Genomic DNA, 22,447 nt, shown 5'->3' with positions numbered 1-22,447 from the left:
AATGATCAGCTGTTAAAAATAAAATTATGTTGAATATCTGCAAGCGTGGGCAGGATCAGGTCTTTGTCTGAAACTACCGCGTCATCCAGGTTGATACCCCAGTCGATGCCCAGGGCGGGGTCATTATAGATGATGCCGCCTTCACTGCCTTTATGGTAAAAGTTGTCGCATTTATACATTACTTCTGCCGTTTCACTGATCACTGCGTAACCATGCGCAAATCCTTTAGGCACCAGTAGTTGCAGTTTATTGCTGGCGCTTAACTCAATTGCAAAAGATTTACCGTAAGTGGGGGAGCCTTTGCGGATGTCTACCACCGCATCTATGATGCTTCCTTCCAGTACCCTTACCAGTTTTGTTTGTGCATAAGGCTCCAACTGGTAGTGCAGTCCACGGAGCACACCATAGGTGGAACGTGCCTGGTTGTCCTGTACGAATTTATACTCAATACCTTCTGCACTGAAGGTGTTGGCGTTATAGCTTTCGAAAAAGTAACCACGGTGATCGCCAAAAACTTTTGGCTCGTAAATTAACAGGTCAGGTATTCCGGTTTGTTGAAAAGGCATGTGTAATAACTAAAAGCTGTGAGCGGTTAGCTTATAAAAGCCAACCGCCGGCAGCTATCTTTTTTGATATTGTTCGTTATAATATTGCTGGTAGTTTCCGCTGGTAACATTGTTGAGCCAGGTTTCATTCTCCAGGTACCAGTCGACCGTCTTTTCCAGGCCTTCTTCAAATTGGAGAGAGGGTTCCCAGCCCAGTTCTTTATTGAGCTTGGTAGCGTCAATAGCATAGCGGAGATCATGCCCGGCCCTGTCCTTTACAAAAGTAATCAGCTGTGCAGAGGCGCCTTCCGGCCGCCCCAGCTTCTTATCCATGATTTTACATAATAATTGAATCAGGTCAATATTTTTCCATTCGTTGAATCCGCCTACATTATAGGTTTCTCCCACTTTCCCATGATGGAAAATAGTGTCAATTGCGCGGGCATGGTCATTTACGTATAACCAGTCGCGTATATTTTCCCCTTTTCCGTAAACGGGTACCGGTTTATTGTTTTTGATATTGTGAATAGCCAGCGGTATCAGCTTTTCAGGGAAATGATGAGAACCGTAGTTATTGGAACAATTGGATATAACAGCAGGTAAGTGATAAGTATGATAATAGGCCATTACAAAATGATCCGAACTTGCTTTTGAAGCGGAGTAAGGAGAACGCGGATCGTAGGCGGTAGTTTCAAGAAAAAAACCTTCCTGTCCCAGTGATCCATACACTTCGTCCGTGGATACATGATAGAAAAGTTTCCCGTTCATGTTATCTTTCCAGTGTTTCCGTGCATTGTTCAGCAATACTGCAGTACCTAACACATTTGTTTTGATAAACGCCAGCGGATCCATAATGGAGCGGTCTACATGACTTTCCGCAGCCAGGTGGATCACACCATCGAACTGATACCTGGTGAAAAGGTCATCAACAAAAGATTCTTCCGTGATATCACCTTTCTCAAAAATGTAATTTGGTTTATCTTTTACATCTGTCAGGTTTTCCAGATTACCGGCGTAGGTAAGAGCATCAAGATTTACGATCTGGTAGTCGGGATATTTATTGACAAATAGCCTTACCACATGTGAACCGATGAATCCCGCACCACCGGTAATTAATAGTTTTCGCTTCATTCCGGAGAAAAGTTTATTTTAATAAGGCTTCTTTAAAATATTCATATGTGATCCTTAATCCTTCCTGTCTGCCTACTTTTGGTTCCCAACCTAACAGTGTACGTGCTTTGGTAATATCGGGCTGACGTTGTTTCGGATCGTCTTTTGGTAACGGATGGTAAACAATCTTTTGTTTTGAACCTGTTAATGCAATGATCTCTTCAGCAAACTGGTTCAATGTGATTTCCTGTGGATTGCCGATGTTAACAGGCAGGTGGTAGTCGCTTAATAATAAACGATAGATACCTTCCACGAGGTCATCTACATAACAAAAGGAACGGGTCTGGCTGCCGTCGCCAAATACGGTGAGATCCTGACCATTCAGCGCCTGGCTCATGAATGCGGGCAGTGCACGGCCGTCATTGAGTCGCATACGCGGACCGTAAGTGTTGAAGATACGGATGATACGGGTGTCTACACCATGGAAATTATGATAAGCCATGGTAATAGACTCCAGGAATCTTTTGGCTTCATCATATACTCCCCTGGGACCTACGGGATTTACATTACCCCAGTATTCTTCCGGTTGCGGATGTACGTTTGGATCACCATATACTTCAGAAGTGGAAGCTACGAGGATACGCGCCTTTTTTTCCTTTGCCAGTCCCAGCAGGTTATGCGTTCCCAATGATCCTACTTTCAGCGTCTGGATAGGCATCTTGAGGTAATCAATGGGGCTGGCGGGGGAAGCAAAGTTCAGTATATAATCCAGTTTTCCCGGAACATGCACAAACTTGGTAACATCGTGGTGATAGTATTCAAATTCCGGTAACGGAAAAAGATGTTCTATATTTTTGATATTGCCGGTAAGGAGGTTGTCCATGCCAATTACATGAAAACCCTCTTTTATAAAACGATCACAAAGGTGGGAGCCAAGAAATCCAGCTGCACCGGCAATAAGTATTTTTTTCTTTTCCATGTTGTTGTTATAAGTAATTACAATGTTGCTGGTATACGTCCTACACTTTCGTAATGGTAACCGAGTTCTTTCATGCGGGAGACTTCGAAAAGATTTCTGCCGTCAAAAATAGCCTGATTTTTAAGACTGGCCGAAATTTTATGGAAGTCAGGAGTCCTGAATACGCTCCATTCTGTAGCAATAATCAGCGCATCTGCGTTTTCCAGGCAAGTGTATTGATGTTCGGCGTAGATGATTTTATCTCCCACTACCTGTTTTACATTTGCCATAGCTTCCGGATCAAAAACACTTACAGTGGCGCCTTCTGCCAGCAATGCTTCAATAATGTACAATGCCGGTGCTTCCCTGATGTCATCTGTATTTGGTTTGAAGGCAAGTCCCCAGAGCGCAAAATGCTTGCCCTTCAGATCGTTTTTAAAGAAACTTTTTATTTTCGGAAGAAGAAACAGCTTCTGATTTTCATTTACATCCATTACGGCATTCAGTATCTTAAATTCGTACTGTGCATCCTGTGATGACTTTACCAATGCCTGTACATCCTTGGGGAAACAGCTGCCGCCGTATCCGATACCCGGGAAAAGGAAGCGTTTACCGATACGGTCATCACTACCAATACCCTTGCGCACCATATCTACATCAGCGCCGAGTCTTTCACATAATACCGCAATTTCATTCATGAAGGAAATCTTTGTGGCCAGGAAGGAATTGGCAGCATACTTGGTGAGTTCTGCCGATTTTTCATCCATGAAAAGAATAGGATTTCCTTGTCTCACAAAAGGAGCATACAATTCTCCCATTACTTTGCGTGCCCTTTCAGACATAGTGCCAATCACCACCCTGTCTGGTTTCATGAAGTCGTCTACTGCCACCCCCTCACGTAAAAATTCCGGGTTGGAAACTACATCAAATGGGGTTTTACAATTTTTCGCGATGGCAGCGATTACTTTTTCTGCGGTACCCACAGGTACGGTGCTTTTGTCTACGATAACTTTGTAGTCAGTCATGATTTTACCCAGGTGCTCTGCTACATTCAGCACAAAGGAAAGATCTGCAGCTCCGTCTGCTCCCGGAGGGGTAGGCAATGCAAGGAAAATTACTTCAGCATCTTTAATGCCCTCTTCCAAACTAGTGGTAAAGAACAAACGTTCCTCTTTGAGGTTGCGCTCAAATAATTTTTCCAGGCCAGGTTCATAAATAGTAATTTGACCTGACGAAAGCTTTTTTACTTTGTTGGCATCAATGTCTACACAAGTGACATCATTTCCTGTTTCGGCAAAACAAGTCCCGGTTACAAGACCTACATAACCAGTTCCTACTACTGTAATTTTCATGCGGGGTGATTATTTTAAAAATGATTTAACGGATTGGATAATGTGCTCCAATTGATCGGGATCCATTTCAGTGTGTATTGGCAAGGAAATCACCTTTGTGGTGAGACTATCGGTTACGGGAAGATCAAAGGCCGCGCCACCAAAATGCTCGAACATTTTCTGGCGGTGGGCAGGAACAGGATAATATATCATTGCAGGTACCTCTTTTTCTGCCAGGTATTTCTGCAGCTCATTTCTGTCAGCGCCATTTAACTGCAGTGTATACTGATGAAATACATGGTAGCTGTACGGAGCGCGATAAGGTGTTGTTATTTGTGGCATATCTGCAAATGCAGCATCATATGCGTCTGCCACCTTACGGCGTGCAGTAATATATTGATCCAGTAATGGCAGTTTAATACGCAATACGGCTGCCTGTACAGAATCGAGACGGGAGTTGCAGCCTACGACATCATGATAATAGCGGGCAGATTGGCCATGATTGGCGACCATGCGAATCTTCGCCGCCAGTTCATCATCATTTGTAAAAATGGCGCCACCATCTCCATAACAACCCAGATTTTTTGAAGGGAAGAAAGAAGTGCAGCCAATATGACCAATAGCACCGGCTTTTTTCTTTGTGCCGTCGCTAAAAGTATAATCGGCGCCAATAGCCTGGGCATTATCTTCAATCACGTACAGTTTATGTTTTGCCGCCAGCGCCATCAACGGTTCCATATCCGTTACATGACCGTATAAATGTACCGGCACGATGGCTTTGGTTCTGGGGGTAATTGCTTTTTCTATGGCAGCTACATCCACGCAGTAGGTTTGAGGATCTACATCCACAAAAACGGGTTTCAGTTGTAACAGGGCGATTACCTCCGCGGTGGCTATAAAGGTGAATGAGGGAGTTATTACCTCATCGCCTGGTTCCAGTCCGAGCGCCATCATGGCAATTTGAAGCGCGTCTGTACCATTTGCACAGGGAATCACATGCTTTACGTCCAGGTATGACTGCAATTCAGTGCTAAACTTCTGAACCGCGCCACCATTAATAAAAGCGGAACTATCCAGCACTTCGCCGATGGCTGCATCTACCTGTGATTTAATCTTCGTATACTGGCGTTTCAAGTCTACCATCTGAATAGGAACCATATGATCGTATATTTTTATTTTGTTTAAAGTGTGCAAATTTACAAATTTTGGGATTGGCTGGGGATTATCTTTGCATTCAGCTGAAAATTAAGTAAAAGTACGCAGGCGAATGATAGCAACAGGAATTTATAATGCAGGGCTTCAATTGTATAAAGCGGGAGTTCACCTGGCCGCATTGGCAGGCAAAACCAAAGCCCGGCGCTGGCTGGAAGGCCGGCAGAACTGGCAATCGCGTATGCGGAAGGACGGAATCGGCTCTCGTCCGGTAGTATGGATCCATGCTGCCTCCCTGGGGGAATTTGAGCAGGGGAGGCCGGTACTGGAGGCAATCCGCGCTGCCTGGCCCTCATATGAAATTTTGTTAACATTTTTTTCGCCTTCGGGGTATGAGGTCCGGAAAGACTATAAAGGCGCGGACCATGTTTATTACCTGCCCCTGGATACCCGCAGCAACGCCCGGGATTTTATAGATATTGTTCAGCCCGCCCTGGCTATCTTCATAAAATATGAATTCTGGTATCATTACCTGACTACCCTCCATCAAAGGAATATCCCGACCCTGCTGGTATCTGGCATTTTCCGGCCCGATCAGGTATTTTTTAAGGGATATGGCAACATGTTCCGCGGCCTCCTGCGCCACCTGACACATATTTTTGTACAGAATGAGGCATCCCTTCAATTACTTCGCGGAATTGAGTTGCAAAATAGCAGCATCAGCGGGGACACACGGTTCGACCGGGTGGCCGCCCTGCTCAATGAATGCCGGGAATTGCCTGAAATTTCCGTTTTTGCCGGCGAAAAGCGATTAGTCGTAGCCGGTAGTACCTGGCCATCCGATGAAAAAATCCTGGGCGACTGGTGGAAAGAAAAGGAAGAAACAGACGTAAAGCTGGTCCTTGCACCCCATGAAATTGATGATCACCATATCCAGTCGATACTGGCTTTGTTTCCGGATGCGCAGCGCTTCTCTGAACTAAAGCAAGGAAATAACAGGCAGGGGGATGTATTGATCATAGATAATATCGGCATGCTCACTACGCTCTATCGTTATGCTGCTATCACTTATGTAGGAGGGGGCTTTGGCAAGGACGGCATACATAATATACTGGAGCCGGCCGTTTACAGCAAGCCGGTGATCATAGGACCGGAATTCGGGAAATACTTCGAAGCAGTGGAGCTGGTGGCCGCGGGTGGCGCATTGGTAGTACATAATTACAGAAACCTCCACACCTGTATGGAGATGCTCCTGGCCGACAAGGTAGCCTGTGCTGAAGTAGCCGCCATCGCTGGAAATTATGTAGCCGCCAATACCGGAGCTACCCAAAAGGTGTTAGATTATATTCAGGAGAAACGCTTTTTGAGCAACGAATAGAAGTGCTGCACCAGGTGATGGTCGTCTTCCCATCCCTGTATAATTTTTATTTCACGCTGGATCCAGTAATCCGCTTCCTGGAGATTACTACATTCATTGATGGTTTTGATAGAACGTTCGTACAGGTCGCGGTCGCCCCGGAACAGCTCCTGAATGAACTGGTATTTTTCATTGATACCAATGGCCTGCCGCAGATCATTAATAGGCATCTCACCAAGTTTCTGTGCTACTTCTACCTGTTGTTGCCGCAAACGGTCGTTTAGTGAAGTACCGTTGCTGCCGGCAAGTTCGTTGAGATCTTTTCGGAGTTCGCCGTTGTTGGCCACCGGCGGCGTGTTTTTTACAGGTTGTATATCGTCGAACAGGGTAGCAGCCTGCGCGGGTTTTGTTTTTTCAACAGGAGATTGATTAATTGCCAGGGTGGGAATGGGTTGGGCAGTGACAACCGGTTCCGGTTTGGGGGGTACCAGGTCGGCCGCCGGAGGCACAGCCGCTATCGGCGTTTCCATTGGCGTGGCTTTAGGCATTTCCACAGGTTTGGTAGCTGAAGGTTCTTCTGTCCTGGAGGCGCGGCCATTAATATCTTCAGTAAGTATTACCGTATTACGGGTAGGCGTATCATTTAGCCTGGCTGCGCGGGTATTGATATCTTCAGGCTCAGCGGTGGCAATTGGCGTTTCCGCCGGTTTATTTGAAGGTAATGTTGTAGTTTGCGGCGCAGTTGCTGCCGGCGCCGGTACCGTTATCGGTTGTTGCGCAGGCATGATCACCGCGATATTTCCCTGTGTAGATTGCACCTGTTGCTGATGCAGCTTGTTACGCGCATGCAACACCTCTGCCTGGAGCAATTGCGCGTAGTACGAAATTGCAGAAAGCTCAGCCCCGGAATTTTTTAATTCCTGTAGTTTTTCAATTAATGCATTAATTTTTTCCATGCCTTAATTGTTAACGGGTTAGTGATAGAATTATTTTATTTTCATAAAATTAGAATATTTTAATTAATTAATAATCAAATTAGTATAATATGTTTATTGAACCTTCTCTTGCAGGAGGGCGGAGGGGCTGGATCGAGGTAATTTGCGGCTCTATGTTTTCGGGGAAAACCGAAGAACTGATCCGCCGGCTCAAACGGGTACGTATCGCCAATTTAAAGGTAGAAATATTCGGGCCTGCCATAGACACCCGGTTTGATGAAAGAAGCCTTACGTCGCATGACGACAATAAAATTATTTCCACACCAATAGAAAATTCCCAGCAAATCCTGTTGCTGGCCCAGGAAGTAGATGTGGTAGGTATTGATGAAGCGCAGTTTTTTGATGATGAGTTACCCAATGTATGTGATCAGCTGGCGCTTCGTGGGGTGCGTGTAATCGTTGCCGGGCTGGATATGGATTTCACAGGCAAGCCATTTGGTCAGATGCCCTTCCTGCTGGCAAAAGCAGATTATATTACCAAGTTGCACGCCATCTGTGTGAAGTGCGGTCATATTGCCAATTACTCTTACCGTAAATCGGCATCAAAAGAAACATTGTTGCTGGGAGAGAAGGATCTGTATGAACCGAGATGCAGGCATTGCTATTACGAAAATGTATGATAAAGTAAAAAGGAAGGTCAGCGACCTTCCTTTTTACTTTATGCCTGTTGTTTCACTTTAAAGGTAAATTTCTTCTGGGTCAGATAGCTGAAAGTTACTACCAGCACAGTGGTACAGATCTTACCTACGGTGGCATACAAGTGCAGGTGGTCCACAAATATCTTCATTAATAAATAGTTCAGTACAATACAGATGCCTACCAGCATGAAGTAACGGAGCAATTGTACGCGTCCGCGTAAATTGGATTCAGAGAACACTACATATTTGCTGAGCAGGAAACCGGTAGGAAAGGTGACCGCCATTGACATAAAGAGGGCAGCGATATGCGCGCTCATGCTAACCGGCCCCAGGTGAACCATTTGCTGGTGCAGTATAAAATTATAACATACATAATACAGGCATATATCCAATACGGTATTGCCCCCGCCACATGCTAAGTAGCGGAAGGTTTGCCAGGGCATCACCTTCGAAAAGGGCTGGTAAAAGAACTGAAGGATCTGTAATATGATGTTACGTAACATAATTAAAATTGGCGCAAAGTTATGCGTTTTCGGGTTTTCAGGAAACACTTTAACGAAAGTTAACAACTGTTTTGGCTTATCTTAACATATTCCTTTTTTTCCAGGCCGATTCACGTGGATGATTGCTGATAGCCGCTTCCTGTAAATTTATATTGTTTTGCTGCCATACGTATGCAGCCAGGATTGCCGCCAGTTTATTGAGGTCTGCTTCGTCTGTAAGCAGCGACTGTGGCGTAAAATATTTATTGATAAAGTTGGTGTCAAAATCTCCTTCAATGAAGGCAGGCTGCTGCAGTGCCCATTTACCGAAAGGCAGGGTGGTTTTAATCCCTTTTACCTGGTATTCTTCAATGGCGCGGATCAGGCGAAGCCGGGCTTCTTCCCGGTTGCTGCCCCAGGCGATGAGCTTGGCAATCATCGGATCGTAGTAAATGGGAATATCCATGCCTTGTTCATATCCGTCATCTACCCGCACGCCATAACCCTGCGGACGGATATAGGTTTCCAGCTTACCGGTGTCCGGCAGAAAGTTATTGCCCGGATCTTCAGCGCAGATACGCAGTTCAATGGCATGGCCGTTTATTTTCAGGCTTTCCTGGGTGAAAGATAATTTTTCTCCCCGGGCCACCTTAATCTGTTCTTTTACGAGGTCGAGACCGGTGATCAGTTCCGTAACCGGATGCTCCACCTGCAGGCGGGTATTCATTTCCAGGAAGTAGAAGTTCAACTGGTCATCTACCAGGAATTCCACGGTGCCGGCGCCATAATAGTTGCAGGCTTTGGCCACATCTACGGCACACTGGCCCATAGCGGCGCGGATGGCCGGTGTGAGGCAGGACGACGGCGCCTCTTCAATCAGCTTCTGGTGGCGTCTTTGAATAGAACACTCCCTTTCAAATAAATATACACAGTTACCGTGGCGGTCGCCCAATACCTGTATTTCTATATGCCGTGGCGAACCCACATACTTTTCTATAAATACGGCGTCGTCACCAAAGGCGCTGAGGGCTTCGCTTTTAGCCATCCTGATCTGCTCATCCAGTTCTTCCGGGGCATTAACCACCCTCATTCCTTTACCACCACCACCGGCGGAAGCTTTGATCAGGATAGGAAAGCCTGTTTTCTTTACCACTTCCCTGGCCTCCTCCACACTGCGTAAAGGCGTTTCTGTGCCCGGAACCATGGGGACGCCGAATTTCTGCGCCGCCTGTTTGGCAGCCAGCTTACTGCCCATTACCTCAATGGAAGCGGCAGACGGACCAATGAAAGTAATACCGGCATCCGTTACCTGCTGTGCAAAACGGGCATTTTCACTTAAAAAACCATATCCCGGGTGAATGCCATCCGCTCCTTTTTCTTTAGCCACGGCAATTATTTTTTCGCCCAGCAGGTAAGATTGATTGGAAGGTGCGGGACCAATGCAAACGGCTTCATCTGCATATTGTACAAAGGGCATGGATCGATCCGCTTCGGAATATACCGCCACTGTTTTTATACCCATTTCATGTGCAGAACGCATAATGCGTAATGCAATCTCTCCCCGATTGGCAACCAGAATTTTCTTCATCAGCAGTTTGCTTTTAACAAGGCCCCTTTGCTATGGGGATGTCATTTTTTAATGAGGGGCTAAATATACTTAAAAATGGGTAACGGCTGAAAGCTAATTGTGAATAACTATCTTTGCGCCTGATCATGAAAAAAAGCAATCCCATACATCAGACATTTACCCTCGTGAAAAAGGATCTTACGCTGGAATTACGCCAGCAGTATGCTTTTTATGGGGTACTGCTCTATATTGTGTCTACTGTTTTTGTCATCAACCTGATGATGGGACGACCGGACGACAAAGTATGGAATGCCCTTTTCTGGGTGATACAGCTGTTTGTGGCAGTAAATGCCGTCGCTAAAAGTTTTATGCAGGAAAGCAGGGGACGGCTCCTGTATTTCTATTCCCTGGTGAATCCGCGCTGTTTTATTGCGGCCAAGCTGATCTACAATGTGATCTTAATGACCCTCATGAGCATTATTGCTTTGGTTTGCAGCATTGCGTTCCTGGGCAATCCCATTATCAACCCCATTTATTTTGTGGGCATGGTACTCCTGGGCGGTACCAGTATCTCCCTGCTATTTACCATGCTGGCGGCTATTGCCGCCCAGGCCAATCACAATGCAGCACTGATGGCCGTGATGGGTTTCCCCCTGATTATGCCGGTGTTGATGCTGCTGGCCAACATCTCTTTATCTGCCTTTGTAACCGTATATCAGCCGGAACTGCCTAAAATGTTCCTGTTGCTCGGGGGAATGGATATACTGGTTATTGCCCTGACAATGATCCTTTTCCCATTTTTGTGGAAAGACTGATATTAGAAATATCAAACAAAAAGCTCACTTCTGTAAAGGATATTTAACGGGGAATTACTGCCGTTGGATAAACTTAAAATCCCCGAAAATCTTTGTGATTAGGTTTAAAACGTGTAGGTTTGCCCCCGAATATAGCTATTAAAAAATGGCCAGACATTGGTGGAAAGCATTAGCGATACTGCTTCTTTTATATGTAATTATCGCCGGGTTCACTGTTAAAATACCTATAATAGGAACCAACGGACAATCATCCCGCGGATTGTTCTTTCACGTACCGATGTGGATATGTATGTATACCATGTACACCATATCTATTATCAACTCGCTGCTTTATCTGTCGAAATACGATTTAAAGAAAGATGTGATTGCCTCCAGCGCTGCAGGAGTGGGTACTTTCTTCGGCGTATTGGGCTTCGCAACAGGTACGCTTTGGGCTACCTATACCTGGGGCGGCACGCTTACAGACGATCCCAAACAGATGTGCACCGCCATCGCCATTCTTATCTATATGGCTTACCTGGTGCTGCGCATGAGCATACACGACCTCGACAAACGGGCACGGATATCCGCAGTTTTCAACATTTTTGCGTTTGCATTGCTGATACCCTTAACCTATATCATTCCCCGCATGGTGGACTCCCTGCATCCGGGAAGCGCTACCACACCAGGCTTTGCGTCAAAAGATACCGATGGCTCCATGAAACTGGTGTTGTATCCCGCCTTTATTGGCTGGACCCTGCTGAGTGTGTGGATATTCACATTGGTAGTACGTTACAGGAAATTACAGCTTAAAAATATTTTTAAATGATCAATAGAGCGTTTTCATTTTGCCTGACCCTGGCCTTGCTATTCATTTCGGTACTGGCAAATGCACAACAGCAGAATACAGAGAAAGGAGCGGTCAACGAATTCTTCCGCAGCAACGATAAAATTTATGTCATTGTTGGTGTTTTAGTGATCATCTTCCTGGGAATCGTGTTATTTCTTATCAATCTGGACAGAAAGATCGGTAAGCTGGAAGAAAAAGATAAAAATCAGTAACCCGAAAATTTAAAATCTAATCGTTATACCAAAACAATAATTTATGTCGCAAGATCAGCATTATAGCTTCTTCCAGAGTGTGGAGAAAAGCTTCGACAAAGCAGCTGCATTCACTAAATGGGACAAAGGTATCCTGGAGCAGATCAAGGCCTGCAACGCCGTTTACCAGATTAAATTCCCGGTGAGAATAGGCGATTCTGTACAGGTGATTGAAGCTTACCGCGTACAACATTCACATCATAAACTTCCCTGCAAAGGTGGTATCCGCTTCAGCGATGAAGTAAACCAGGACGAAGTAATGGCCCTGGCATCCCTGATGACCTACAAATGCGCCATTGTGAACGTGCCGTTTGGTGGTGCCAAAGGTGGTTTGAAAATCAACCCCCGCAACTATACGCCCTTTCAGCTGGAAGCGATTACCCGTCGTTATACCGCGGAACTGGTAAAGAAAAACTTTATCGGACCAGGTACAGATGTTCCTGCTCCTGATTACGGTACCGGCGAAAGGGAAATGAGCTGGATCCTGGATACTTACATGAGCCTGCGCCCGGGAGAAATTGACGGCTACGGTTGCGTTACCGGTAAACCTGTATCACAGGGCGGTGTGCGCGGTCGTACAGAAGCAACCGGTTTAGGTGTGTTCTACGGTTTACGCGAACTGTGTAACATCAAGGAAGACATGGACCGCCTTGGTCTTACCACCGGCATCGAAGGAAAAAGAGTGATTGTACAGGGAATGGGTAACGTGGGGTACCACGCTGCTAAATACTTCCATGAAGCAGGCGCCAAAGTAATCTGCCTGATCGAGTGGGATGGCGCCATCTATAACGAACAGGGTATGAATCCTGATGAAGTACTGATGCACAAAAAAGCCACCGGTTCTATCGTAAACTTCGCCGGCGCTACCAACCTCAATAAAAATACAGATGGCCTGGAACTGGATTGTGAAATCCTGATCCCTGCTGCCCTGGAAAATGTAATTGATAAACACAACGCTCCCAACGTTAAAGCAAAGATCATCGGTGAAGCTGCCAATGGTCCTTTAACACCGGAAGCGGATGAAATCCTGAATAAGAAAGGCGTGATCGTGGTGCCGGATATGTTCCTGAACGCCGGCGGTGTAACCGTTTCTTATTTCGAATGGCTGAAAAACCTCAGCCACGTGCGTTACGGCCGTTTGGGCAAACGCTTCGATGAAAATATGAACATTCATATCCTGCAAACCATCGAAGAGCTGACCGGCAAAACTGTTTCTGATAAAGAAAGAAAGTTCATTGCCCATGGTGCGGATGAAGTAGACCTGGTATATTCCGGCCTGGAAGAAACCATGCACGCTGCACTCCACGAAGTACGCGACGTAATGATGGCAAACCCGCAGATCCATGATATGCGTACAGCCGCTTACGTAGTAGCCATTAACAAAGTAGGTGCGGCTTACGAGCAACTGGGCATTTTCCCTTGATGAGCGCGGAGCGCGCCTTTGGCGCGGAAATTGTCTTGGAGCGCTGATTTTACTGATTAGCTTGATTTTTACTTTTAGGTTTTTTTTTGATAAATATTTTGGGGAGATAAAAGCGAATATATCCGCTTATATCTCCCCAAATCTTTTAAAATCCAAAATGATCAAATCAAGCTAATCAGTAAAATCAGCGTAATCAGCGCTCCAAGACAATTTCCGCGCCGAAGGCGCGCTAAGCAAACCCCGGCAACTCGCGCAGGAACCGCCATTTATTTTCGGCCGCCACGTAATTGCCGCAGAAGGTGTTCAGGCCGTTGGTGATCACCAGGTAGGTGGCGGGAATTACCATGTTATAGCGGATCACCTGCTGCATGGTGTGCTCGGTGAGCGGTACATTCATTTCTTTGCATTCCACCAGCATCCAGGGTTGTGTTGCACGGTTGTAGATCACGATGTCGAATCGCTTCTTCATCTCTCCCAGAAAAATTTCCTTTTCAATACCTATCAGGGATGCCGGGTAATTCAGCACTTTCACCAGGTAGTTCAAGAAATTTTGCCGTACCCACTCTTCCGGTGTGAGTACCACATATTTTTTACGGAAGCGGTCAAAGATGAGTTCTTTGCTGCCTTCTTTCATAATTTTGAAATCGGGTGGAGGGAAGCTGATCGCGATCAAGATATAACTGATTTAATACCGTTGCGAAGATACTTACATTAGGATAATATTGAGGTTAGCGAACAAAACCTTATATTTGCTTGTCAAAAAGCTATGAAGACAAAAGACGAAATTGTAGCTAACTGGCTGCCCCGCTACACGGGTGAGAAACTGGATCAATTTGGCTCCCACATCCTCCTCACCAACTTCAGTAATTATGTAACAATGTTTGCCGAATGGAACAACGTGGAAATCGTTGGCGTTGGCCGGCCTATGCAATGCGCTACGGCAGGTGATATTACCATTATCAACTTTGGTATGGGAAGTCCGGGTGCTGCTACCGTAATGGACCTGTTATCTGCCATCTCCCCGAAAGCAGTATTATTCCTCGGAAAATGCGGCGGATTAAAAAAGAAGAATAACATCGGCGACCTGATACTGCCTATCGCCGCTATCCGCGGGGAAGGTACCAGCAACGATTATTTCCCCCCGGAAGTACCCGCACTGCCTGCATTTGCTTTGCAAAAAGCCATTTCCACCACGATCCGTGATTCCGGTTACGATTACTGGACAGGCACCTGCTATACCACCAACAGACGTGTATGGGAGCATGATGCCGCATTTAAACAATACCTGGAAAAGATAAGAGCAATGGCAGTGGATATGGAAACAGCCACCATCTTTTCTGTTGGTTTCTTTAACAAGATCCCTACCGGTGCTTTATTGCTGGTATCTGATCAGCCGATGGTGCCGGAAGGCGTAAAAACGGAAGAAAGCGACAAAAAGGTGACCACTAAATTTGTGGAACGCCATCTTAAAGTAGGCATCGACTCCTTACAGAAGCTGATTGAAAGTCACCAGACCGTGAAGCACCTGCGTTTTTAGAATTGTTGTATCTTCCGGGTATGCTTTCCACGCGGGTAGAGATACAGGACCTGGAGGTAACATTCAGGTCCGGACAAACAACAACAACAGCTGTTAATCAGATTTCCCTTTCCATAGGAAAGGGTGAAATTGTAGGCGTAGTAGGAGAATCCGGTTCCGGAAAATCCGTTACTGCCCTTTCGCTCATGCGACTCATTGATATGCCTGGTACCATCTCCGGTGGAAAGATCCTTTACCAGGCTGCGGATGAAACAGCAGTAAACCTGCTGCAGTTGCCCGATGCTACCATGCGTAGCTACCGCGGCAACGAAATTGCCATGATTTTTCAGGAACCCATGACGGCGCTGAATCCGCTGCATACCTGCGGAGAGCAGGTGGCGGAAGCTATCCGGTTGCATACCGGCATAAGCCGCAAGGCCGCCCGCGAGGAAGTGATCGCCCTCTTCCAAAAGGTAAAACTCCCTGATCCTGCGGCGATTACGGACCGTTATCCCCATGAAATTTCCGGCGGACAAAAACAACGGGTTATGATTGCGATGGCCATCTCCTGCTATCCCCGCCTGCTCATCGCCGATGAGCCCACTACAGCGCTGGATGTTACCGTGCAAAAAGCTATACTGGAACTACTCCGGGAACTGCAACAGCAGATGGAGATGAGCGTTATTTTTATTACCCATGATTTAGGCGTGGTAGCTGAAATAGCGGAAAGGGTAGTGGTGATGTATAAAGGGAATATTGTGGAAGAAGGAACTGTGAAAGAGGTGTTCCTGCATCCGCAACACCCTTACACAAAGGGACTGCTGGCTTGCCGGCCCCCGCTGGATAAACGTTTGGTGAGATTGCCCGTGATCCGGGATTTTATGGAGACGGACTCACGGGGACAGATACACGAAAAAGCAGGCGCCATCCGGGATGTGATGCAGTCGCTGGTAATCCCCGACGCAGCGCTGCGGCAGCGGGAGCAACAGCTGGCAGCCGCGCCACCTCTGCTGGAGGTGCATCAGCTGAAAACGTGGTTTCCCGTGAAAAGGAGTATCACGGGTAAAGTACTGCAATGGGCCAAAGCCGTGGACGATGTGAGCTTCCGGGTAATCACCGGTGAAACGCTTGGGTTAGTAGGCGAGTCTGGTTGTGGTAAAACCACTTTGGGCCGGTCGCTGCTAAGACTTGCAGAACCAACCGCAGGAAGTATTATTTATAAAGGACAGGATATACGAAGTTTGTCGGCCACCGGGATGCGTGCGCTGCGGAAGGATATGCAATTGATTTTCCAGGACCCATACGCATCGTTGAATCCCCGGAAAACCATTGGGGCCGCTATCCTGGAGCCTATGAAAGTGCATGGTTTGTATGGCACGGAGCGGCAGCAGAAAGCAAAAGTGGAGGAATTATTGGAGAAGGTGAATCTGCTGCCTGAGCATTTTAACCGTTATCCGCATGAGTTTTCCGGCGGGCAACGGCAACGGATTGTGATAGCGCGTGCCCTGGCGGTGGAACCCTCTTTTATCATCTGTGATGAATCGGTAGCAGCGCTGGATGTAAGTGTGCAGGCGCAGGTGCTGAACCTGCTGATCCGTTTACGGGAAGAGCTGGGCTTTACGTGTATTTTTATTTCACACGATCTTTCCGTGGTAAGGTTTATCAGCGACCGGATGATGGTGATGCAGAAAGGAAAGATTGTGGAACAGGGAGCAGCCGACAGGGTGTATAACCATCCGGAAAACCCGTATACTCAACAACTGATAGCAGCCATTCCTAAAGGAATATAATATATAATTATCTGATTATTATACATTATATATCATTTTTTGATGATGTAGATAATAATTGATAACTTTGCACCTCTAAAATTTATTCATACCGTAATATGAAACTATCACAGTTCAAATTCGATCTTCCTTTAAATCTGATCGCCCAGCACCCTACCAAGACAAGAGATGAATCACGTTTAATGGTGGTACATCGTAATACCGGCAAAATTGAGCACAAAGTATTCAAGGATATCCTCGGTTATTTCAACGACAAGGATGTAATGATTGTGAACAATACGAAGGTATTTCCGGCAAGGTTATATGGCCGTAAAGAAAAAACAGGAGCAAAAATTGAAGTATTCCTGCTGCGTGAGCTGAACAAGCAAAACCGTCTGTGGGATGTAATTGTTGACCCGGCGCGTAAAATCCGTGTAGGCAACAAGTTGTATTTTGGCGACGACGAGACGTTGGTAGCAGAGGTAATTGATAACACTACTTCAAGAGGCCGTACCATCCGTTTTTTATTCGAAGGTAATGATGAAGAGTTCAAACAGGTGCTTGATCAGCTGGGAGAAACGCCATTGCCTAAGTATATCAAACGCAAACCGGAAGACGAAGATAAAGAGCGTTATCAGACCGTGTATGCCAAGTACGAAGGCGCTGTAGCTGCACCTACTGCAGGTTTGCACTTCAGTCGTGAGTTGATCAAACGTTTGGAAATTAAAGGTGTTAAGTTTGCAGAAGTAACGCTGCACACAGGTTTAGGTACTTTCCGCCCTATTGAAGTGGAAGACCTGAGCAAACACAAAATGGATGCGGAGTATTTTCATATTGAAGAACACGCAGTGAAAGTGGTAAACAAAGCGAAAGAAGAAAACCGCAAGATCTGCGCTATTGGTACTACCTCTGTACGTGCCGTAGAATCTTCCGTAACTGCGCAAAACCATCTGAAAGCAGCAGAAGGATGGACGAATACGTTCATTCATCCGCCATATGATTTTGCCATTCCAAATTCATTGGTAACGAACTTCCACCTGCCTAAAACCAGCCTGCTCATCATGACCTGCGCCTTTGCAGGATATGACCTGGTCATGGAGGCTTACCAGCAGGCGATTAAAGAGAAATACCGTTTCTTCAGCTATGGCGATGCCATGCTGATCGTTTAATTACAAAGCACTTTTCGGGGATTTTCTTATTCAGCCAACTGGATAAGAAAATCCCCGATCTTTTTTTATGGAATATAAAAAAGTGGCTATCATAGTTGCCGGCGGGTCCGGTACCCGGATGCAGAGCGCTGTTCCCAAACAGTTCCTGGAACTGTCCGGTAAACCTGTATTGTACCACACTATTGCCGCTTTTGCGGCCGCCTTTCAGGATATGGAAATTGTGCTGGTGCTTCCTGAAGCTCATTTTACTTTCGCCAACCACATCCTGCAGGCTTTTGATAAACTGCCGGACATCACCATTATAAAAGGAGGAAATACCCGCTTTCATTCTGTACAGAATGGATTGCAGCAGGTAAAACACCCGTCGGTGGTATTTGTACACGATGGGGTGCGCCCGCTGGTATCCACTACGTTGATCCGTGCCTGTTATGAAGCCGCACTTATCCATGGTAGCGCTATCCCGGTGATTGATATGAAAGACAGTATCCGGGAGATATCAGGCGGCAGCAATGCTGCTGTGGACCGCGATCGTTTCAGGATTATCCAGACGCCGCAAACATTTCTTTCGGAGTTGATCCTGCCTGCCTTTGAACTGCCCTATGATCCGTTGTTTACGGATGAAGCCACCGTAGTGGAACGGCTGGGGTATCCTGTGCATCTGCTGCCGGGAGAAGAGTCCAATATTAAAATTACGAAACCGCTTGATCTTGCTATTGCAGAAGTGTTGCTGAAAGAGCGCAGCTAAAGTGCCTGTTATAGGAGATAACGTTACCTGCCGGTAAAGCCTGCTGCTTTTGCAGTATTGGCAAAAACGACGAATGCAGTAACCCGGCGATTGGTAAGCGTATCACTGCTGGCATAATTACCTGCGCCGGGTTACCAGCATAACTATTTAGCGGAGGCCGTTTCAGACAGGCCTTTATTTATTTTTGCGAGGATCTGGTGGGCTACATCCATTGCCTGCAGGCCGTCGATCGCATTTACGGCAACCGGTTTATTTTGCAGGATGCTGTCGCGGAACATTTCCAGTTCCATACGGATGGCATTGGATTGTTTTATTTCCGGGTTATCGATGGCGATTGTTTTTCTGCCGCTGTTGGTTTCAATATCCAGGGTAAACAAGCCTTCGTCTTCCGGTGTTTTGAGTTTGATGATCTCTGTTTTTTTATCGAGGAAATCGATGCCGATGTAAGCATCTTTCTGGAAGAGGCGCATTTTGCGCATCTTTTTCAGGGAGATACGGCTGGAAGTGAGATTGGCTACGCAGCCATTATGGAATTCGATGCGTACGTTGGCGATATCCGGGGTGTCGCTCATAACAGCAACTCCGCTGGCGGAGATGCGGCTCACGGTAGATTTCACGATGCTCAGCACGATGTCGATGTCGTGGATCATCAGGTCGAGGATAACGCTTACGTCTGTACCGCGGGGATTGAATTCTGCGAGGCGGTGTACTTCAATGAACATGGGTTTGAGATCATATCCCCGGAGTGCGAGGTAAGCGGGATTGAATCTTTCCACGTGGCCTACCTGGAATTTTATATTCGCTTCTTCCACCAGTTTAACCAGTGTTTTGGCTTCGTCCATGGTGTTGGTCATGGGTTTTTCCACGAATATGTGTTTGCCGTTGCGGATGGCCAGTTCGCATAATTTGAAGTGCAGGGTGGTTGGCGCCACAATATCAATGGCGTCTACCGACTGTATCAGTTCTTCCGCGGTTGTATACCGCTGAATATTATATTGCTCGGAGATGCTGGCTGCATTTGCATTGTTGGGATCATAGAAGCCTACCACTTCTACGTCTTTCATAGTGGCCAGTTGAGAGAGGTGTATCTTACCTAAATGTCCTACGCCGAAGAGTCCTATTTTGAGCATATGGAAAATGAATAAATATGTGCGAAAGTAAAACACATTTCGGGATTTATATCATCCCTTCTTCCGCGAGGCTGTAATACCCGGTTTCGGATACAATGATATGATCCATTACCTGGATATCGAAGAGCATTCCCATATCTTTTATGCGGCTGGTAATCCGGAGATCGGCCTGGCTGGGGCGGAGGCTGCCGGAAGGATGGTTATGGCAGAGTAATAACTTGGTGGCGCCTGTATCCAGTGCTTCCCGGAAAATAATGCGGGGATCCACGACAGTGCTGGTGATGCCGCCGGTACTGAGGTGGCGGTAATGAAGCACTTTGTTCGCGTGGCTGAGGAACAGGACATGGAAGGTTTCATAGGGCTGGTCTGCAAGCATGGGCTTGAAAAACATGGCTGCATCCGATCCGTTGTTGATCACTGTTTTTTTATGGATGGTGCCGGCTTGCCGCCTGCGGGCCAGCTCCATAGCGGCCAATATGGTAACAGCCTTGGCATAACCCACTCCCCGGATTTTTTGCAGCTTTTTTACGTTTATTTTTCCCAGTTCGGAGAGGTTGTTATTGGCCAGGCGGAGGATTTCCTTTGCCAGCTCAAGGGCGGATTTACTTTTATGACCTGTATGCAACAGGATTGCCAGTAACTCTGCATCGCTTAGCGCAGTGGGGCCTATATTGATCAGTTTTTCTCTTGGCTTTTCATTATCCGGCCATTTATGAATAGCCAGGTGGGGAGCCGGGTTAACATCAACAAACATGACTTATTCCATTTATCCAAATATACAAATCTATCATGACACACCTGTTCTTCCACCACATTTTTCTTTTCCTTTTACCAGTGGATCGTTATAAAATCGTTATATTCGGTACCGATCGTTATAGGAATTTTTCGGGACCTATTATCTCTTAAAACGTTATGATAATGTGATAATTATAGCTGGTTTTTAACAGCTATATAATTTGTATTTCAAAAAAAATCAGGCGGGTACTCCCAAAAAATCCTAGTTTTGCAACCTCTTTTCCACTAGTATCTAGTATGCAACCTTCAGTAAAAATTTTCACAGGCAACAGTAATCCGGCCTTGGCCGAGAAAATTGCCAAGAAATATGGCAAGGGTCTTAATGGCGGTCTTGGCAAAGTAAAGATTCAGAAATTCAGCGATGGGGAAATCCAGCCTGTTTTCCTGGAAAGTATCCGGGGTGACTATGTTTTCCTGATTCAGGGAACCAGTGCGCCTTCAGACAACCTGCTGGAGCTGCTGTTGATGATTGATGCTGCCAAGCGGGCTTCCGCCGGCTATATCACCGCAGTAATTCCTTATTTCGGATACGCCCGCCAGGACAGAAAAGATAAGCCCCGCGTGGCTATCGGCTCTAAACTGGTGGCCAATCTGCTTACTTCGGCAGGGGCTAACAGGGTGATAACCATGGACTTGCATGCACCTCAGATCCAGGGGTTCTTTGATATCCCGGTAGATCATCTTGATAGTTCAGCTATTTTTATTCCTTATATAGAGAATTTAAAGCTGGAAAATCTTACCTTTGCGTCCCCTGACGTAGGAAGTACCAATAGGGTACGTGAAGTAGCGTCTTACTTTAATGCTGAAATGGTTATTTGCGACAAACATCGTAAACGAGCCAATGAAATAGCATCAATGGTAGTGATAGGAGATGTGACAAACAGGGACATTGTGCTCATTGATGATATCTGCGATACTGCAGGCACACTTTCAAAAGCCGCCAACCTGTTAATGGAAAAAGGCGCCCGGAGTGTACGTGCTTTTTGTACCCATCCCGTTTTCAGCGGAAATGCGTACGAAAATATCGAAAAATCAGTACTGCAGGAGATAGTGGTATGTGATACCATTCCTATCAAACCACAGGGAGCGGGTTCCAAGATCAAGGTGATATCTGTTGCAGAGCTTTTTGCGGTAGCCATCCGTAACATGCACGAAAACAAATCAATTACCAGCCTGTTTATTCACAGTCACCGCCGGGGAGATTGATAACATAGTATTTTAATAATCAATATAAATTGTCTAAACAATGAACACAATAACCATCGAAGGACAACTCAGGAGCGAATTCGGCAAAAAAGCCACCCGCCAGATCCGTTCTGAGGAACAAGTGCCTTGCGTTATTTACGGGGGTGCAGAAACTGTTAATTTTTCAGCTCCTGCCAAAGCATTCAAAACACTGGTTTACACTGCAGCTTTCCAGATTGCAGAAATTAAACTGGGTGCTAAAACTTACAGATGCGTATTGAAAGATATGCAGTTTGATGTAGTTACTGACGCACTTGCTCACATCGATTTCATGGAACTGGTAGAAGACAAACAGGTTGCTGTTACCATTCCAATTAAACTGGTTGGTTCTTCTGCAGGTGTTAAAGCCGGCGGTAAACTGGTTAGCAAACTGAAAGCGCTGAAAGTAAAAGCTTTGCCTAAGCACCTGGTTGAAAATATCGAAGTTAACATCGATAACCTGGAACTGAACGCGAACATCCGTGTAGAAGACGTGAAAATTGAAGGTGTTGAAATCACCAACTCTCCGCGTATTCCAATCGCTTCTGTGGTAATGACCCGTCAGCTGCGTCAGGAAGAAGCAACTGCTGAAAAAGATGCTAAAAAGAAATAATCTTTTAGATATATTTTTCCAAAAAGCCTCTCT

The 22,447-nt window shown here is 46.1% G+C and carries 23 protein-coding genes; 12 read left to right on the top strand and 11 right to left on the bottom strand.

What is annotated here, in order from left to right; translation table 11 throughout:
* Positions 1–5: 5 nt before the first annotated feature.
* From rfbC to QFZ51_RS30945, 5 genes are read right to left on the bottom strand one after another with little or no spacing between them, the layout of a single operon-like run.
* On the bottom strand, positions 6–566 hold the full coding sequence (gene rfbC / locus QFZ51_RS30965; protein ID WP_429051391.1) for a dTDP-4-dehydrorhamnose 3,5-epimerase: 561 nt from the start codon (positions 564–566) through the stop codon (positions 6–8).
* Positions 567–620: 54 nt separating this feature from the next.
* Positions 621–1,676, bottom strand: a complete 1,056-nt coding sequence (rfbB, locus tag QFZ51_RS30960; protein WP_429051388.1) for a dTDP-glucose 4,6-dehydratase — start codon at positions 1,674–1,676, stop codon at positions 621–623.
* Between the two features lie 13 nt (positions 1,677–1,689).
* A complete protein-coding gene (locus tag QFZ51_RS30955; RefSeq protein WP_370912548.1) occupies positions 1,690–2,634 on the bottom strand; it encodes a UDP-glucuronic acid decarboxylase family protein in 945 nt (314 codons plus the stop codon).
* A gap of 17 nt (positions 2,635–2,651) precedes the next feature.
* Positions 2,652–3,965: a UDP-glucose dehydrogenase family protein gene (locus QFZ51_RS30950; protein ID WP_429051384.1), complete on the bottom strand. Its 1,314-nt coding sequence runs from the start codon at positions 3,963–3,965 to the stop codon at positions 2,652–2,654.
* Between the two features lie 9 nt (positions 3,966–3,974).
* The gene (locus QFZ51_RS30945) at positions 3,975–5,102 is read right to left on the bottom strand and encodes a DegT/DnrJ/EryC1/StrS family aminotransferase (protein WP_429051381.1); all 1,128 of its coding nucleotides are present in this window, start codon (positions 5,100–5,102) and stop codon (positions 3,975–3,977) included.
* A gap of 109 nt (positions 5,103–5,211) precedes the next feature.
* On the opposite strand from QFZ51_RS30945, the gene QFZ51_RS30940 reads away from it, so the two are divergent.
* Positions 5,212–6,474, top strand: a complete 1,263-nt coding sequence (locus QFZ51_RS30940; RefSeq protein WP_429051379.1) for a 3-deoxy-D-manno-octulosonic acid transferase — start codon at positions 5,212–5,214, stop codon at positions 6,472–6,474.
* Here QFZ51_RS30940 and QFZ51_RS30935 read toward each other — a convergent pair.
* Positions 6,444–7,409, bottom strand: a complete 966-nt coding sequence (locus tag QFZ51_RS30935; protein ID WP_429051376.1) for a hypothetical protein — start codon at positions 7,407–7,409, stop codon at positions 6,444–6,446. The two genes, QFZ51_RS30940 and QFZ51_RS30935, sit on opposite strands and share 31 nt — an antisense overlap.
* 89 nt (positions 7,410–7,498) lie before the next feature.
* On the opposite strand from QFZ51_RS30935, the gene QFZ51_RS30930 reads away from it, so the two are divergent.
* Positions 7,499–8,068 carry a thymidine kinase gene (locus tag QFZ51_RS30930; RefSeq protein WP_370912543.1) on the top strand — a complete coding sequence of 190 codons (570 nt, stop codon included), beginning with the start codon at positions 7,499–7,501 and terminating at the stop codon, positions 8,066–8,068.
* 38 nt (positions 8,069–8,106) lie between these two features.
* Here the strand turns inward: QFZ51_RS30930 and QFZ51_RS30925 are convergent, their stop codons facing one another.
* Positions 8,107–8,589 carry a GtrA family protein gene (locus QFZ51_RS30925; RefSeq protein WP_429051374.1) on the bottom strand — a complete coding sequence of 161 codons (483 nt, stop codon included), beginning with the start codon at positions 8,587–8,589 and terminating at the stop codon, positions 8,107–8,109.
* Between the two features lie 76 nt (positions 8,590–8,665).
* On the bottom strand, positions 8,666–10,156 hold the full coding sequence (gene accC, locus QFZ51_RS30920) for an acetyl-CoA carboxylase biotin carboxylase subunit (RefSeq protein ID WP_429051371.1): 1,491 nt from the start codon (positions 10,154–10,156) through the stop codon (positions 8,666–8,668).
* A gap of 125 nt (positions 10,157–10,281) precedes the next feature.
* On the opposite strand from accC, the gene QFZ51_RS30915 reads away from it, so the two are divergent.
* The 4 genes from QFZ51_RS30915 to QFZ51_RS30900 all read left to right on the top strand — a co-directional run bounded on the left by QFZ51_RS30915 (position 10,282) and on the right by QFZ51_RS30900 (position 13,453).
* Positions 10,282–10,950 carry a heme exporter protein CcmB gene (locus QFZ51_RS30915; protein WP_429051369.1) on the top strand — a complete coding sequence of 223 codons (669 nt, stop codon included), beginning with the start codon at positions 10,282–10,284 and terminating at the stop codon, positions 10,948–10,950.
* A 145-nt stretch (positions 10,951–11,095) separates the two neighbouring features.
* Positions 11,096–11,758 (top strand): cytochrome c biogenesis protein CcsA, encoded by a 663-nt coding sequence (gene ccsA / locus QFZ51_RS30910; protein ID WP_370912539.1) that lies wholly within the window; start codon positions 11,096–11,098, stop codon positions 11,756–11,758.
* Positions 11,755–11,991 (top strand): CcmD family protein, encoded by a 237-nt coding sequence (locus QFZ51_RS30905; protein WP_370912538.1) that lies wholly within the window; start codon positions 11,755–11,757, stop codon positions 11,989–11,991. Before ccsA ends, QFZ51_RS30905 begins: the two co-directional genes overlap by 4 nt.
* A gap of 43 nt (positions 11,992–12,034) precedes the next feature.
* Entirely contained in the window at positions 12,035–13,453 is a 1,419-nt protein-coding gene (locus QFZ51_RS30900) for a Glu/Leu/Phe/Val family dehydrogenase (protein WP_079470855.1), read from the top strand.
* A 229-nt stretch (positions 13,454–13,682) separates the two neighbouring features.
* On the opposite strand, the gene QFZ51_RS30895 is transcribed toward QFZ51_RS30900, so the two are convergent.
* Entirely contained in the window at positions 13,683–14,126 is a 444-nt protein-coding gene (locus tag QFZ51_RS30895) for a type I restriction enzyme HsdR N-terminal domain-containing protein (RefSeq protein ID WP_370912537.1), read from the bottom strand.
* 93 nt (positions 14,127–14,219) lie between these two features.
* Here QFZ51_RS30895 and QFZ51_RS30890 point away from each other — a divergent pair, with 93 nt between their 5' ends.
* The 4 genes from QFZ51_RS30890 to QFZ51_RS30875 all read left to right on the top strand — a co-directional run bounded on the left by QFZ51_RS30890 (position 14,220) and on the right by QFZ51_RS30875 (position 18,652).
* Positions 14,220–14,990, top strand: coding sequence for an AMP nucleosidase (locus QFZ51_RS30890; RefSeq protein WP_370912536.1), 771 nt, complete (start codon positions 14,220–14,222; stop codon positions 14,988–14,990).
* Between the two features lie 20 nt (positions 14,991–15,010).
* Complete coding sequence (locus tag QFZ51_RS30885; RefSeq protein WP_429051363.1) at positions 15,011–16,759, top strand: ABC transporter ATP-binding protein; 1,749 nt, start codon at positions 15,011–15,013, stop codon at positions 16,757–16,759.
* A gap of 98 nt (positions 16,760–16,857) precedes the next feature.
* The gene (gene queA / locus QFZ51_RS30880) at positions 16,858–17,907 is read left to right on the top strand and encodes a tRNA preQ1(34) S-adenosylmethionine ribosyltransferase-isomerase QueA (protein WP_370912534.1); all 1,050 of its coding nucleotides are present in this window, start codon (positions 16,858–16,860) and stop codon (positions 17,905–17,907) included.
* A gap of 67 nt (positions 17,908–17,974) precedes the next feature.
* The gene (locus QFZ51_RS30875) at positions 17,975–18,652 is read left to right on the top strand and encodes a 2-C-methyl-D-erythritol 4-phosphate cytidylyltransferase (RefSeq protein ID WP_429051361.1); all 678 of its coding nucleotides are present in this window, start codon (positions 17,975–17,977) and stop codon (positions 18,650–18,652) included.
* Positions 18,653–18,795: 143 nt separating this feature from the next.
* Here the strand turns inward: QFZ51_RS30875 and QFZ51_RS30870 are convergent, their stop codons facing one another.
* Positions 18,796–19,782, bottom strand: coding sequence for a Gfo/Idh/MocA family protein (locus tag QFZ51_RS30870; protein ID WP_429051360.1), 987 nt, complete (start codon positions 19,780–19,782; stop codon positions 18,796–18,798).
* A 46-nt stretch (positions 19,783–19,828) separates the two neighbouring features.
* Entirely contained in the window at positions 19,829–20,536 is a 708-nt protein-coding gene (gene radC, locus QFZ51_RS30865) for a RadC family protein (protein ID WP_429051358.1), read from the bottom strand.
* 278 nt (positions 20,537–20,814) lie between these two features.
* Here radC and QFZ51_RS30860 point away from each other — a divergent pair, with 278 nt between their 5' ends.
* Positions 20,815–21,783, top strand: a complete 969-nt coding sequence (locus QFZ51_RS30860; RefSeq protein WP_079470848.1) for a ribose-phosphate pyrophosphokinase — start codon at positions 20,815–20,817, stop codon at positions 21,781–21,783.
* Positions 21,784–21,823: 40 nt separating this feature from the next.
* Positions 21,824–22,414 carry a 50S ribosomal protein L25 gene (locus tag QFZ51_RS30855; RefSeq protein ID WP_370912530.1) on the top strand — a complete coding sequence of 197 codons (591 nt, stop codon included), beginning with the start codon at positions 21,824–21,826 and terminating at the stop codon, positions 22,412–22,414.
* Positions 22,415–22,447 lie beyond the last annotated feature (33 nt).

This window comes from Chitinophaga sp. W3I9, from assembly GCF_050434025.1.
Taxonomy (GTDB): domain Bacteria; phylum Bacteroidota; class Bacteroidia; order Chitinophagales; family Chitinophagaceae; genus Chitinophaga.
The sequence above is the reverse complement of the archived record's forward strand: the minus strand, read 5'-3'. Positions and strand labels throughout refer to the sequence as shown.